We start from the raw sequence: 13739 nt of genomic DNA on the forward strand, positions 1-13739 counted from the left end.
TCTATTTCAGCATCTCCGGCACGATCAGGCGCGGCAGAAACAGCGACACGCTCGGCCAGATAATGACGGCCAGTACCAGCAGCATCGGGATCAGCATGATCACCGTGTCCTTGAGCGCATAGCGCAGCCGCACGCCCGCGATCGCACAAGCAATCATCAGGCACAGGCCGTAAGGCGGCGTCACCAGGCCGAATGCCAGGTGGCGGTGAACCATCCGAGCAGGATACCGCCGACGATGATGAACGGCGTCATCAACGCCGGTATCGAGCGCCATATCGCGTAACCGATATCGGTCCAGGTGGATTTCGGATAGGTCGGATAACCGCGGCGCACCGCATAGACATGCACGGTCGCCATCTGCGCGCCGGCAATCAGCAGGCCCGGCACGATGCCGGCGAGATACATCGCCGCGATCGAGGTCGAGATCAGCCCGCCCCACACGATCATCAGGATCGAGGGAGGTATGATCACCGCCAGCACGGCCGAGACCGCAGTGATGGCGATGGAGAACGAGAGATCGTAGCCCTCCTTGGTTTGGGCATCGATGAATATCTTGGATTGGCTCGCGGCATCCGCGGTGGAGGAGCCGGAAATGCCGGCGAAAAACACGCTCAGCACCACGTTGATCTGCGCCAGCGAACCCGGCCAGTGCCCGACCATGGAGCGCGACAATGCAACCAGACGGTCGGTGATGCCGCCAATGCCCATCAAATTGGCGGTGAGCAGGAAGAACGGCACCGCGAGCAGGATGAATGAGTTGTAGGCATTAAAGGTTTCCTGCGCGAGCGTCATGATCGACAGGCGCGGCTCGATCAGCAGGATCGGCACGCAGGCAAGGCCAAGCGCAAAGGCGACCGGCACGCGAATGATGAGCAGGCCGACGAAGCTGCCGAACAGGATGAGCGCGGCCTGGCCGGCAGAAAGTACGTTACCGCTCATTGCTGCGCCCCAACTAGAATTCGCGCTTCATCAAGGATCTGTTCGCCGGCAAACACGATCCACGTCACCCCAGCCACCGGCCAGGCAACGTGAATCAGCCAGAGCGGCAGATCGGCGAGTTCGGAAGTCCGGTTCCAGGCGAACCGCGTGAATTCGAGCCCGGCCCAGACGAACACCACCGCCATCGCCAATACGCCGAGGCGCGCGGCAATCCGCACCGCGGCTTCGCTCCGCCGCGACAGATTGGGCCAGATGTCGACCTCGAAATGCTGGGACTCGCGGATCCCGACCATGGCGCCGATCATGATCGTCCAGACGAACAGGAAGCGCGCCATCTCCTCGGTCCAGATGTAGGACGGAATCAGCGACGTGTAGCGCGAGACGATCTGCAGCTTGACTGGAATGACCAGAATACCGACGCACGCGGCGAGCAAAAATTCCAGCAATTTGGCATAGGCCGCCGTCGCGCGCCGCCACAGCGACGGCTTTGGCGGCATCGGTATTTCAGTCATCATGGCTCGGGGGAACAACGGTCACGGTATGGGGCAAGCCGAATGGCCTGCCCCAACGTCTTGTCGCTCGGCGCGACTGCTTTAAGCCATGCTGATCTTCTCGTAGATGCCCTCGGCGCCGATCTCCTTGGCGTAGGTGGCCATCACGGGATCGGCGAGCTTCTTCATCGCATCGCGCTCCTCGAACGGGACGCGCTTGAGCTTGCCCGCCCTTTCCAGCGTGTCGAGCTTGATGGTCTCCTCGCTCGACTCCAGCTGGCGGCCGTAGTCGCCGGCTTCCTTGCCGGCCTTCATGATCGCCTCCTGCAGATCCTTCGGCAGCGTCTTCAACGTCTTCACCGAGAAGCAGATCGGCCGGATCGACACCGCGTGCTGGGTCAGGTTGAGGTGCGGCGCGACCTCGTAGAACTTCATTGCCTCGACGCGCCGGCAGCAGCCGTCGCACCAAGCCCCGCAAGTACGCTTCTTCGCTTCACGTCGTTCCTCCCCTGTCATGCCCGTCCCTTGTAAGCGGGACTTCGGCCTGGCCGACGGACGCGGCCACTACTGCAAAGCGTATGCCTTGAAGCCAATTTAAGTCGTAGCCAGCGCCAACAGGCCGCAGACCGCGCCGGCCGCACTGCGATTGCATTGCCGCATCCGAGATGCAACATCGAACGCCTATGGATATCGCCGGCCCGGCCAGCCAACTGACTGGTTACAAATGTTGCGGGATGTCGAATACGGCCTGCGCCGGCAGGCACATGCAAAATATTCCCGCGTCAGCGACGACGCCCGTAGCCGGTTGATTTGCAGAATTCCGATAACGCCGCGAAGGCACCTGTTACCACAATTTCCCGAGCAAGACAGAGCGGAAGCCGAGCTGAAGCCTGCTGCATTTTGTCAGGCATCAGCACGCGTGGAAATTTTCGCTGCGAGCCCCGACGACGCAGCGCACCAGTGCACTGGTGCAGGCAAATCCCCGTAGAAACCCGGGACAGATCGCGAGATAGTAAGCATGCGCGGCCAAAATCTGTTACCTTTGAACTCGCGGTGGTTGTGGTTTGTCGAATATTTTGTCAAATGTAGTGGGCGGGGTTTTGCCAATATGCCCCGGGGTGCAGACAGCCTTAGGTGGTTGCCCGCACCGGTATCAGGATGCTTCCAATACGCGCAAACGTTTGGGTACCATCCTGCAATCTCTCAGGAATCCTGTGTTCGTATACAACTCACGGGCTGGACTGACTTTAAATGGGCAAAATTGTGGAGGAATCCCTGACCTACTTTTGCCAGGGTTTCCCGATTGAAGGACGGTAAAACCAGAATGAACAGATCAGCAGCGAAGAAGATGAAACAGCGCAGCGCCGGCAAACCCGATATCGAATTGGGCAAGCGGATTCGCCTACGGCGCGTGGAGCAGAAGATCTCGCAGGCGGAGCTCGGCGACAAGCTTGGCGTCAGCTTCCAACAGGTCCAGAAGTACGAGAAGGGCGTCAACCGCGTCGGCGCTGCCCGTCTTCAGCAGATCGCGACCGCGCTCGATGTGCCGGTGACCTTCTTCTACGATGGCGACAACAAGGCGCGCGAAGTCGAGAGCCTGCTCTTCCTGGATAGCGCCTTCAGCCTGCGGCTGCTGCGCGCCTACAGCAAGATCAAGGACCAGACGGTGCAGCGTCAGCTGGTGTCCTTGATGGAATCGATCGCCGCCAACGAAGGCTAGGCAATATCGCGCCTGGATCGCAGCACCGCGGACCCGATCAATCGCGCGAGAAATCGCCGGGTAGCCTGTTGCTGCGCTGGGCCTGATCCTGATCAGGCCGGCGACGAAATCGGTTTGTCGCCATCGAAATGGCGGAGTCCGGCCACAACACGGTACGCCACAACACAGTACGAAGGCTGCGCGGCACGTTTTCGGACGAATATCCGCGGGGGTCCAGCCTCCGTAATGTCTCCATCATCCTGCCATGCCCGCCACGCCGCGCGCGAGCCTGGCGGTGCGCCAACGGCGCCTCTCCTCCGCGGGCCTGACTTCCAAGCCTCCCTGCCGTGAAAAATGCGACGATTGACCTCGCCGCGACCCCTGTCCGACAATGGACGACGCCCCGCGACGGAAGGTGACAACCCGTGCTCGACACCCCCAAATCCGCCGAAATCGCCCATGCCGACGGCAAGATCCTGCAAAGCGTCAGCGATGGCGTCGGCGTCATCACGTTCAACAACCCCGACAAGCGCAACGCGATGTCGCTCGAGATGTGGGAGGGGCTCGGCCAAGCGCTGACCAGCCTGCGGGACGACCCCGAAGTTCGCGTCGTCATCCTGGTCGGCGCCGGCGACAAGGCCTTCATGTCGGGCGCCGACATTAGCCAGTTCGAAAAGACCCGCCACAATGCGGCGGCCTCGGAGGCATATTCGATGCGGAGCGAGGCGCAGCGCGCGCTGCTTGCGAGCTATCCGAAACCGACGATTGCCTGCATCCGCGGCTTCTGCCTCGGCGGCGGCATGCAGGTCGCGATGCTCACGGACATGCGCTTCGCCTCCGACAACAGCCAGTTCGGCATTCCCGCGGCAAAGCTCGGCATCGCCTATGGCTATGACGGGCTCAGGAATCTGGTGTCGCTGGTCGGCCCCTCCTGGGCCCGGCTCATCATGTATACCGGCATGCGGATCGAGGCCGCAGAGGCGCTACGCATCGGCCTTATCGACCGCGTGCTGCCGGATGGCGAACTCTGGAACGCGACCATGGAGATCGCCCGCACAATCTCCGGCAACGCGCCGCTCGCCATCAAGGCCGCCAAGATCACCATCGCCGAGGTGCTGAAGGACGAAAGCAAGCGCGACATGGAGGCGATCAAGGCGATCGGCCGCGCCTGCATGGACTCAGAGGATTTTCGTGAGGGCCGAACCGCCTTCATGGAAAAGCGCAAGCCGCAGTTCAACGGACGGTGATCTGGCGGCTCACTCTCCGCTGTCATCATCCGCGAAGGCGGATGATCCAGTATTCCAGAGACGCCGATGATTGAATCGAGAAGCCGCGGCGTACTGGATAACCCGCCTTCGCGTGGTATGACGACAGTGGCTTACTGACACACAGGGCGATGATCAACCCCCTCCTACAACGCCGCCAGCACCGCTTTCGTCACGTCAGCCGTACCGTTGCTACCACCGAACTCCATCGGCTTGATGCCGCCGGCATAGGCCTTGTCCACCGCGCGCTCGATACGTTCGCCGGCCTCAGCCGCGTTTTCGAGGCCGTGCTTCTCGGCGAGCCAATCCAGCATCATCGCCGCCGAGAGGATCATCGCCGTCGGATTGGCCTTGCCCTGCCCCATGATGTCGGGCGCCGTGCCGTGGCACGGCTGGAACACGGCGTAGCGATCGCCGATATCGGCTGACGGCGCCATGCCCAGCCCGCCGATCAGGCCGGCGGCGAGGTCGGAGAGGATGTCGCCGAACATGTTCTCCGTCACCATGACGTCGAAATCCCAAGGCCGCTTCACCATCATCAGCGAGCAGGCGTCGACATAGACCCGGTCCGTCCTGACACCAGGATGGCGTTTTGCGGCTTCATCGAACATCTCGCGAAAGAATGCGAAGGCCCTGAACACGTTCGCCTTGTCGACGCAGGTCAGGCCGCCACCTGCCTTGCCGCGCGCCTTGCGGCGCTCGGCGAGCCTGAAGGAAAACTCGAACAGCCGCTCGGAGGTCTTGCGGGTGATGACGAGCGTCTCGCGCGCATCGGTATCGGTCACGACGCCCTTGCCCATCGAGGCGAACAGACCTTCGGTCGATTCCCTGATCAGCACGAGATCGATGCCGCGCGCATCGGCGCCGACGATCGGGCTCGGCACGCCCGGAATCAGCCGTGCCGGGCGGACGCCGGCATAAAGGTCGAAATGGAAGCGCAGCTCGATCTGCGGGGCGATCTCGGTATTATCGGGGTAGCGCACCGACGGCAGGCCGCAGGCGCCGAGCAGGATGGCGTCCGCCTCCTCGCAGAGCCGGATCGTTGAGTCCGGCATCGATTTGCCGGTCGCGAGGTAATTGTTGGCGCCCGCCGGCGCCTCGGTGAAGCGGAATTTGAGGTCCGACGTCGCCTCGATCTTGCGCAGAACTTCCAGCGCCGGCGCCATCACTTCAGGACCGATGCCATCGCCGCCGAGCACGGCGATGTGGAGGGCGTTATTTGCGGACATGGGGGTTCCTTACTTGGGGCAAGTCATTCCGGGGCGATGCAAAGCATCGAGGTACGGGGCGCCCTTGCGCCCCGAGATCTCGAGATTCCGGGTCTGGTCCTGCGGACCATCCCGGAATGACGGCAGCTACGGCGTCAGCACGGCGCGGCCAACCAATTTGCCCTTCTGCAGATCGGTGAGTGCTTCATTCGCTTTCGCGAGCGGCATCGTCGTTACCGGGATCGGCGCGATCATCTTGTTGCGGACGAGTTCGAGCAACTCCGCCGTCTCGCGCAGATTGCCGACATAGCTGCCCTGGATCGTGATCGCTTTGATCGGGATCAGCGGCAGGGCGAACGTCGCGCCGCCGCCGAACAGGCCGACGATGACGAGCTTGCCGCCCTTGGTGAGGCAATCGAAGCCGAGCTGCGTGGTCTGCGCGTTGCCGACGAGATCGATCACCGCGCGGATCGCGCCGCCGGCCTTCTTCGCGAGTTGCTCCAGCGCGTCAGGCGCCTTGCCGTCGACCGTGGCGAGCGCGCCGGCGGCCTCCGCCGCCTCACGCTTGCGCGCGTCGATGTCGACGACGATGGCGCCCTTGCCGCCCATCGCCTTTAGCAGCGACAGCGCCATCAGGCCGAGCCCGCCGGCGCCGAAGATCACGATCGGCGAGTCGAAGGCGAACTCGACCTTCTTCAGTGCGCTATAGGTGGTGACGCCGGAACAGGCATAAGGCGCGGCCGTCACCGGATCGAGCCCCTTCAGGTTCAACAGGTATTTCGGGTTCGGCACGGTCATGTGATCGGCATAGCCGCCGTCGCAATAGACGCCGAGCGAGTTCGGCTTGATCGCGCACATGTTCTCGTCGCCGCCGAGGCAGGTCGGGCATTTGCCGCAGCCGAGCCAGGGATAAACCAGCGCCACATCGCCGACTTTGAGATCGCCCTTGCCGGCCGCGCTGACATCCGGCCCGAACGCCACGATCTCACCGACGGTCTCGTGACCCATCGTGCGCGGCAGCGACACGCCACGGTCCTTCAGCGACAGCGGCTTGCGGCCATGGCCGAGATCATAGCCGCCTTCCCAGATGTGAAGGTCGCTGTGACAGACGCCGGCCGCCTTCACTCTTATCAGCACCTGCGTGCCGGTCGGCTGCGGCGTCTCCTGATCGACCTCTTTCAGGGGGGCGTTGAACTCGGCGACCTGAAAACTCTTCATCGCTTCTCTCCCGTGATTTCTTGTTTTTTGGTGCTAGCCGTGCTGCGCGCGGACAATGCCACGTCTGCCCGGACGAGACAAACGCGGCTGGCGGTCCGGCTGTTCAGATCAGTGGGTGATGGCAGGCCGCGAACTGGCCGGGCGCGACGGCGCGAAGCTCCGGCACTTCGGCGCTGCACCGCGCGTCCGCGCGGGGGCAGCGGGTGCGAAACCGGCAGCCCGACGGCGGCGCAATCGGTGACGGCGGTTCCCCGACCGGCACCGTTTCCGTCGGGCGGACGTCGGGATCCGGCACCGGAATCGCCTCGATCAATAGCGCGGTATAGGGATGGGCCGGCTTGGCAAACAACTGCTCGGAGGGGCCGACCTCGCAGAGCCGGCCGAGATACATCACCGCGACACGGTCGCTGACTGCCTTCACGACCGCGAGGTCGTGCGCGATGAACAATAGCGTCAATCCGAACTGGGCCTTCATCTCCTCCAGGAGGTTGAGGATCTGGGCGCGGATCGAAACGTCGAGCGCGGAAACCGGCTCGTCGCAGACGATGAATTCCGGATTGAGGATGAGCGCCCGTGCGATGCAGATGCGCTGGCACTGCCCACCGGAAAATTCGTGCGGCAGCCGCCCGCTCACGATGGCCGGATCGAGGCCGACGGCGCTGAGCACCTCGTCGACAAGCTGCTTGCGTTTCTCAGCGTCGCGGACGCCCGATATCACCAGCGGCTCGGCGACAATGTCGCCGATCTTGCGGCGCGGATTGAGCGACGCGATCGGGTCCTGAAAGATCAGTTGTACGCGCCGGCGCATCTTGCGCAGGGCGTCGCCCTGCATCGCCGTGAGATCGTTCCCGTCGAACAGGACCCGCCCCGCGGTCGGCCGGCGCAGTTGCAGCACCGCCCGACCGAGCGTCGACTTTCCGCAGCCGGATTCACCGACTAGCCCCAGCGTCTCGCCGCGGGCGATCTGCAACGACACGCCCGAAACGGCATGAACGGTCTTCTGGCCGACCGGATATTCCACGACGAGATCGTCGACCTTGAGTAGTGCGCCAGGTGCAGTGGCCGGGTCGGATTGCAGCATCATGCGCCGGCCTCCGCATGATTTTCGATCGGATGGAAGCAGGCGAACTGGTGCGCGCTGGTGTCCGCCGTTTCGAGCGCCGGCTTCTCGCTCTGGCAGCGGGCGACCGCATAGCGGCAGCGCGGTGAGAACGAACAGCCCTGCAGCGGCCGGGTCGGATCGGGCGGCCGCCCCGATATCGCCGGCAGCGGCGTGTGGGGCGCAGAGTCCAGCCTGGGCAGCGCCGCCAGCAGCGCTTCGGTATAGGGCATCCGCATCTTCTTGAACAAGGCAGGCGTCGGCGCGCGCTCGACCACGCGGCCGGCATACATCACCGCGACCTCATCGGTGCGCCCGGCGACGACGCCAAGATCGTGGGTGATGATGATCATCGCCATGTGGCGGCGGCGCTGCTCGCGCGCCAAAAGATCGAGGATCTGCGCCTGGATCGTCACGTCGAGCGCCGTGGTCGGCTCGTCGGCGATCAGGAGCTTTGGCTCGCAGGACAGCGCGATCGCGATCGCCACTCGCTGCCGCATGCCGCCCGAGAGCTGGTGCGGGTACTGCGCCAGCCGCTGCTCGGGCGCGGGGATGCCGACCGCCGCGAGCAGTTCGACGCCGCGCCTGACAGCAGCGGCATCGTCCAGCTCGAGATGCTCCTGCAATGTCTCGATCAACTGGGTGCCGATGGTGAGCACGGGGTTGAGCGAGGTCATCGGATCCTGAAACACAACCGCCAGCGACCGGCCGCGCAGCTTACGCAATTTCTCCGGCGAAAGCTGCAAGAGCTCCTGCCCGTCGAACATCACGCGGCCGGAAAGCTTAGCCTTCTTCGGCAGCAATTGCAGGATGGCGCGCGACAGCATGGTCTTGCCGCAGCCGGATTCGCCGACGACGCCGAGCGTCTGGCCGGCGCCGAGCGTGAGATTCACCCGATCCACCGCGCGCAGATTGCCACGCGGGGTCGGCAGGTCGACCATGACATCCTCGATCGAAAGCAACATTTTGTCAGTCACAATGCGCCCTGCCGCGGATCGGTCAGCGCGCGCAAGGTGTCGCCGACCAGATTGAAGGAAAGCACGGTGAGGAACATCGCCGCCGCCGGCAGGAAGGCCAGCCGCGGCGCCACATCAAGGCTCTCGCGCCCCTCCCCGATCATGGTGCCCCAGCTCGAGATCGGCGGTGGTACGCCGAGGCCGAGGAATGACAAGGCGCCCTCGACCACGATGGTGACCGCAACGGCGAGCAGGAAGAAGGCAAACAGGGGCAGGATCACGTTCGGCAATAGTTCGCGCAACAGGATGCGCGCATGCGTGGCCCCGAGCGCTTGCGCGGCGATAACGAATTCACGCCGCGCCAGCGTCAACGTCGCCGCCCGCGCCACCCGCATGAAGGCGGGAATTCCGAGCACACCGAGAATGAAGGTGAGGTTGAGGATCGATTGCCCCAAGAAGGCGGTCACGGCCAGCGCCAGAATCAGGGGTGGAAACGCCAGGAGCACGTCCATGCTGCCGACCACGATCGACTCGAACCGGCCGCGGAAATAGCCCGCGAGCATGCCGAGCGCACCACCGATCGTGAGCCCGATGATGGGCGCACACAGCCCGACCACGAGCGAAATTCGCGCGCCATGGACGAGCCTTGAGAGCTCGTCGCGGCCAAGACCGTCGGTTCCGAGCCAGTGCTCCATGGAAAACGGAGCCCGCCGCTCCAGCATGTCCATATCGGTCGGGCTCGGCAGCGGCAGCAGCGGCGCCAGCATCGCGACCGCAAACATGAAAACCATCCAGCCGATCGCTATCCAGAACAGCAGTCCCAATCGGCGTCCGCGCTTTGCCGGTTGCGCCGCAACGCCTTCGTCGATTGTGAGTTCAAGCGTGGCCATGACGAATCCTGGGGTCGAGGACGGCGTAGATCAAATCCACAACGAAGTTCACGATCACAAAACCGGCGCCGACCAGCAGCACCACACCCTGCAGGATGACGAGGTCGCGGGTGTAAATCGCGCCGATCAGGAGCCGGCCGATGCCCGGAAGCGCGAAGATCGTCTCCACGATGACGGTGCCGCCGATCAAGCGCCCGATATTGATGCCGGTGATCGTGACCAGCGTCAGAGAGGACGGTTTCAGCGCGTGCACGAACAGGATGCGCGAGGCCTTCAGTCCCTTGGCTTTCGCCAGCGCGATATAATCTTCCTGCAGGGTGGCTATCATGTCGGATCGCAGCACGCGCATGATGCCGGGCCATTCGGCGAGCGCCAGCGTCAGCGCCGGCAGCACCATGAAGCGCAAATTGCCGGCCGGGTCCTCGGCAAAAGGCACATAGCCGGTCGCCGGCAGCCAGCGCAGCTCCACCGCGAAGAAATAGATCAGGAGGATTGCCGACAGGAAGGTCGGCACCGACAGCATGCCGAAGGCGGTGCCGGTCATGAAGCGGTCGAACGGTCCGCCGCTGCGCGCGGCGCAGATGATCGCCAGCGGCACGCCGATCGCGAGTGCCCCGAGCTGCGCCAGCAGCATCAGCTCGATCGATACCGGCAGACGTTCGCCGACCGCCTGCAGCACCGTCTGTCCCGTGCGGAACGAACGGCCGAAATCGCCCTGCACCACGCCACCTAACCAGCTGATGTAGCGCCAGCAGATCGGCTGATCGAGCCCCATGTCACGGCGCAACGCCGCGACGTTCTCCGGCGTCGCCTGGTCACCGAGGATTGTGTAGGCGAGATCGCCGGGCAGCAGCGATGCGATCAGGAACGTCAGCAGCGAAACCGCAATCAACACCGGCACGAGATACAAAAGCCGGCGTGCGACGAAGAACGCCATGAGCGGCTATTCCTTCCAGGTGCGCGATACGTCGATCACCCCGCTGTACATCTTGGGCAGTCCTTTGAGCTTCGCGCTCGAGATCGCGTAGTAGGTGTTCTGGAAGGTCCAGAACCAGATCGCCTCCTTGTTGATGTGCCGCGAGATCTCGCAATACAGATCGATGCGCTTGTTCTGGTCGGCGGTGACCCGCGCTTGCTCAAGCAGCTTGTCGAGCTCGGGATTTGAATAGTTGGCGAGCGCCACAGGACTGCCGGTGTGGAAATTGGCATACATCTGGATGTCAGGATCGGCGAGATCGACAATCCTCCAGGGCGTCATCTGGAACTGGCGCATGAATGCCCTTGGCGGAATCGTCGCCTGATCGACCTGCTCGATTTCCATGTTGATTCCGGCGCGCTTCCACAATTGCTGCAGCACCTGGCCAACGGTGCGCCCACGGGGCGTCGCCGTGACGAGCATCTTGAACTCGACAGGCTTACCGTAGTCCTTGATAAGCGCTTTGGCTTTCTCAAGGTCTTCGCGAAGTGCACCGTCATCCTTGCATTTGACCCACGAGCCGTCCCCGTACGGGTTGCTCGCAGGTCTGGAGAGACCATTGGTGATGGCTTGCGACATCTTCTTGCGATCCAGCGACATGACAACCGCTTGGCGCACGCGAACATCATCGAACGGCGGAGTCTTGGTATTCATGGCGTAAACCGCTGCACCCGAACCCGCATAGGTGTGCACGGTCAGCTTGGAGTCCTTTTGCGCCTTCTGAATGTTATCGGCAGAAAATTCATCATCCCAGATCAGGTCAACCTCGCCGGATTGCAGGCTGGCAAACCGCGATTGCGCGTCAGGCAGGGGCTTCAGGGTGATGCGGTCGAAATAGACCTTGTCCTTGTCCCAGTAGTCGGGGTTTTTCTCCAGGATCATGCGGTCGCCGGCGGTCCAGGATTTCAGAATGTAGGGACCGGATCCGACGGGATTGCGGTTGTAGTCCTCGCCCTTGGCCTTCCACGCCGTGGGAGAGTGAACGGCGTAGGTCTGGCTCGCATAAGAAGCCAGCGCGGGGACGTTCACCGAGGGATCGTTGAGATTATAGACGACGGTCAGTTCGTCCGGCGCCTGAACGTTGTTGACGTTGGAGATATAGAAGGCGCAACGGCACTTGTTCGCAGGATCCTTCTGCCGGTCGAAATTCGCCTTGATAGCTTCGGCGTTGAGCGGCGTGCCGTCGTGGAATTTGACTCCGGGACGCAGCTTGAAGGTCCAGGTCTTGAAGTCTTCCGAACTGGACCAGGACAATGCGAGCTTGGGCTGCGGCTTGCCGTCGGCGTCGAGATAGGTGAGCGTATCGAAGATCGCAGATGACGCGGTGAGTGCCGCCGTGTCGTAAACGCCGACCTTCAGCACATCGAAACCGGGGATATCGAGCTCGAGCCCGACCGTGATGCTGCCGCCCGCCTTCTGCGCGCTGGCGGGCATAGCCAACGCCACGCCAAATCCCGCCACGAGAAATATGCGCGCAAGCGCGCTCGCACGGATCGCCGCCTTCATTGATCTTTCCTCCCGATATGCCCGTTCGTCCGGTGTTCCGGATCGTCGTTGGCTTGCCCGCAAGATTGTCCGGAAACGCAATCGCGGGCAAGGCCGATCACACGCGGCGGGTGAAAAGCCGCAGGTTCATATTTCGCTATGCGGATCGTACGCCGTCAGCCACGCGCAGCCTGCTGCGCCTTGCCGGCGAAGGCCGCGATCTCATCCTCCGACAGGCCGGTCTCTTTCAGATAGGCACGCGTGTGCTCACCGAGCGTCGACATGCGCGGCGCCGCCGACACCTTGGCAGCGGACATGCGGAACGGCAGGTTGAGCACCTTGAAGGTGCCGCCGCCGTCCTCAACTTCTGCCAATGCGCCGCGATGGGCGATCTGCGGATCGCGCAGCGCCTCGGCGACCGTGCGGTAGGCCGACGACGGAACGCCCTGCGCATTGAGCGCTACGAGGCATTGCGCCGTGGTCACGGTGCGGGACCACGCCTCGACGCCTTCCATCAGGCTGACCCAGTTTTCCCGGCGATCGGAATATTTGGCAAAGCGCGGATCGCTGACCCATTCGGGGTGACCGATCACCTGCATCAGGCTCTGGAAGGTTTTCTCGCTGGCGATCGCTATCATCACATAGCCGTCTGTCGTTTCGATCGGGCCGAACATCGGCCGCTGCGTCGGCTTCACCTCGAACTGCGACCATTGCACTTCGTTCAGCGTCAGGCTCAGCATCGATTCCAGCATCGAGACGTCGATGTGCTGGCCCTGCCCGGTCGCTGCGCGCTGGTACAGCGCGGCCGAGACGGCGCCGAACGCGTAGACGCCGGTCAGCACGTCGGCAAGATAAATGCCGCAATAGTCCGGCCGGCTGCGTCCGGGCTGGTAGGCCAGATGCGCCATATCATAGCCGGAGGCTGCGTGAATCACTGGCGCATAGGCCGGCAGCTCCGCCGATGGCCCGGTTTGGCCGTATCCGGAGATCGAGCAGTAGACCAGTTTCGGATTGAGAGACTGCAGCGAGGCGTAATTGAGCTTCAACCGCCGCATCACGCCGGGGCGGAAGTTCTCGACCAACACGTCCGCCGTCGACACGAGGCGGCGGACGGCCTCCACCCCCTTCGGCGATTTCAGATCGAGAACAAGACTGTTCTTGCCGACATTGAGCTGGCCGAAGGCGGTCGAGCAGTTATTACGTACCGGCGGGCGGGTCCGCATCGTTTCGCCCTCCTCGGTCTCGATCTTGATAACCTCCGCTCCCATATCGGCGAGCATTCGTGTACAGTGGGGTCCGGCAATCGTGGTTGAGAAATCGAGGACCCGCAGGCCTGCGAAGCTGCCTGTTAAATTCCTCTGATCATTGCCGGCTATGGTCATTTCGTAACGCTCCTTCGGCCGTTGGCGGCTATTCGTTTTTGGTGGCGGCCGCGACCCTAAATTGTGCAGCGCCGGTAGGAAAGTGGTTCCCTCAGGAACGACAGTCCGAAGCGCGCGTTGTACGTGTGGAA

At 63.1% G+C, this 13739-nt stretch carries 12 protein-coding genes and 1 pseudogene; 2 read left to right on the forward strand and 11 right to left on the reverse strand.

Translation table 11 applies throughout. The annotated features are described in order from the left end of the window. Nucleotide 1 precedes the first annotated feature (1 nt). From RX331_RS29250 to RX331_RS29260, 3 genes and pseudogenes are all read right to left on the reverse strand, one after another. A pseudogene (locus tag RX331_RS29250) lies at nucleotides 2-939 on the reverse strand (TRAP transporter large permease). Further along, nucleotides 936-1451, reverse strand: a complete 516-nt coding sequence (locus RX331_RS29255; RefSeq protein ID WP_317253069.1) for a TRAP transporter small permease — start codon at nucleotides 1449-1451, stop codon at nucleotides 936-938. Before RX331_RS29255 ends, RX331_RS29250 begins: the two are co-directional and overlap by 4 nt. A gap of 81 nt (nucleotides 1452-1532) precedes the next feature. Next, a complete protein-coding gene (locus RX331_RS29260; protein WP_317253070.1) occupies nucleotides 1533-1865 on the reverse strand; it encodes a hypothetical protein in 333 nt (110 codons plus the stop codon). A gap of 889 nt (nucleotides 1866-2754) precedes the next feature. Here RX331_RS29260 and RX331_RS29265 point away from each other — a divergent pair. Together RX331_RS29265 and RX331_RS29270 are read left to right on the forward strand one after the other, a co-directional pair. Next, a complete protein-coding gene (locus RX331_RS29265) occupies nucleotides 2755-3150 on the forward strand; it encodes a helix-turn-helix domain-containing protein (protein WP_283029303.1) in 396 nt (131 codons plus the stop codon). A 404-nt stretch (nucleotides 3151-3554) separates the two neighbouring features. Beyond that, nucleotides 3555-4376 carry an enoyl-CoA hydratase gene (locus RX331_RS29270; protein ID WP_317253071.1) on the forward strand — a complete coding sequence of 274 codons (822 nt, stop codon included), beginning with the start codon at nucleotides 3555-3557 and terminating at the stop codon, nucleotides 4374-4376. A gap of 164 nt (nucleotides 4377-4540) precedes the next feature. Here the strand turns inward: RX331_RS29270 and RX331_RS29275 are convergent, their stop codons facing one another. From RX331_RS29275 to RX331_RS29310, 8 genes are all read right to left on the reverse strand, one after another. After that, nucleotides 4541-5623, reverse strand: a complete 1083-nt coding sequence (locus RX331_RS29275) for an isocitrate/isopropylmalate dehydrogenase family protein (protein WP_317253072.1) — start codon at nucleotides 5621-5623, stop codon at nucleotides 4541-4543. A gap of 126 nt (nucleotides 5624-5749) precedes the next feature. Then, nucleotides 5750-6820: an alcohol dehydrogenase gene (locus RX331_RS29280; RefSeq protein WP_317253073.1), complete on the reverse strand. Its 1071-nt coding sequence runs from the start codon at nucleotides 6818-6820 to the stop codon at nucleotides 5750-5752. A 103-nt stretch (nucleotides 6821-6923) separates the two neighbouring features. Continuing rightward, complete coding sequence (locus RX331_RS29285; RefSeq protein WP_317253074.1) at nucleotides 6924-7904, reverse strand: oligopeptide/dipeptide ABC transporter ATP-binding protein; 981 nt, start codon at nucleotides 7902-7904, stop codon at nucleotides 6924-6926. Next, nucleotides 7901-8884 carry an ABC transporter ATP-binding protein gene (locus RX331_RS29290; RefSeq protein WP_317258269.1) on the reverse strand — a complete coding sequence of 328 codons (984 nt, stop codon included), beginning with the start codon at nucleotides 8882-8884 and terminating at the stop codon, nucleotides 7901-7903. Before RX331_RS29290 ends, RX331_RS29285 begins: the two co-directional genes overlap by 4 nt. 8 nt (nucleotides 8885-8892) lie before the next feature. Further along, nucleotides 8893-9765 carry an ABC transporter permease gene (locus RX331_RS29295; RefSeq protein WP_317253075.1) on the reverse strand — a complete coding sequence of 291 codons (873 nt, stop codon included), beginning with the start codon at nucleotides 9763-9765 and terminating at the stop codon, nucleotides 8893-8895. Continuing rightward, on the reverse strand, nucleotides 9752-10702 hold the full coding sequence (locus tag RX331_RS29300; protein ID WP_317253076.1) for an ABC transporter permease: 951 nt from the start codon (nucleotides 10700-10702) through the stop codon (nucleotides 9752-9754). Before RX331_RS29300 ends, RX331_RS29295 begins: the two co-directional genes overlap by 14 nt. Nucleotides 10703-10708: 6 nt before the next feature. Then, nucleotides 10709-12247, reverse strand: a complete 1539-nt coding sequence (locus RX331_RS29305; protein WP_317253077.1) for an ABC transporter substrate-binding protein — start codon at nucleotides 12245-12247, stop codon at nucleotides 10709-10711. A 155-nt stretch (nucleotides 12248-12402) separates the two neighbouring features. After that, entirely contained in the window at nucleotides 12403-13608 is a 1206-nt protein-coding gene (locus tag RX331_RS29310; RefSeq protein ID WP_317253078.1) for a CoA transferase, read from the reverse strand. Nucleotides 13609-13739: the final 131 nt, after the last annotated feature.

Origin of the sequence: Bradyrhizobium sp. BWA-3-5 (assembly GCF_032917985.1) — a bacterium.
In the GTDB taxonomy this organism is placed as follows: Bacteria; Pseudomonadota; Alphaproteobacteria; order Rhizobiales; family Xanthobacteraceae; genus Bradyrhizobium.

Excerpts from the sequence above, each read along its gene's own strand:
- RX331_RS29255 (WP_317253069.1), bottom strand. The coding sequence starts at position 1,451 with ATGACTGAAATACCGATGCCGCCAAAGCCGTCGCTGTGGCGGCGCGCG.
- RX331_RS29260 (WP_317253070.1), bottom strand. The coding sequence starts at position 1,865 with ATGAAGTTCTACGAGGTCGCGCCGCACCTCAACCTGACCCAGCACGCG.
- RX331_RS29265 (WP_283029303.1), top strand. The coding sequence starts at position 2,755 with ATGAACAGATCAGCAGCGAAGAAGATGAAACAGCGCAGCGCCGGCAAA.
- RX331_RS29275 (WP_317253072.1), bottom strand. The coding sequence starts at position 5,623 with ATGTCCGCAAATAACGCCCTCCACATCGCCGTGCTCGGCGGCGATGGC.
- RX331_RS29280 (WP_317253073.1), bottom strand. The coding sequence starts at position 6,820 with ATGAAGAGTTTTCAGGTCGCCGAGTTCAACGCCCCCCTGAAAGAGGTC.
- RX331_RS29285 (WP_317253074.1), bottom strand. The coding sequence starts at position 7,904 with ATGATGCTGCAATCCGACCCGGCCACTGCACCTGGCGCACTACTCAAG.
- RX331_RS29290 (WP_317258269.1), bottom strand. The coding sequence starts at position 8,884 with ATGTTGCTTTCGATCGAGGATGTCATGGTCGACCTGCCGACCCCGCGT.
- RX331_RS29295 (WP_317253075.1), bottom strand. The coding sequence starts at position 9,765 with ATGGCCACGCTTGAACTCACAATCGACGAAGGCGTTGCGGCGCAACCG.
- RX331_RS29300 (WP_317253076.1), bottom strand. The coding sequence starts at position 10,702 with ATGGCGTTCTTCGTCGCACGCCGGCTTTTGTATCTCGTGCCGGTGTTG.
- RX331_RS29305 (WP_317253077.1), bottom strand. The coding sequence starts at position 12,247 with ATGAAGGCGGCGATCCGTGCGAGCGCGCTTGCGCGCATATTTCTCGTG.
- RX331_RS29310 (WP_317253078.1), bottom strand. The coding sequence starts at position 13,608 with ATGACCATAGCCGGCAATGATCAGAGGAATTTAACAGGCAGCTTCGCA.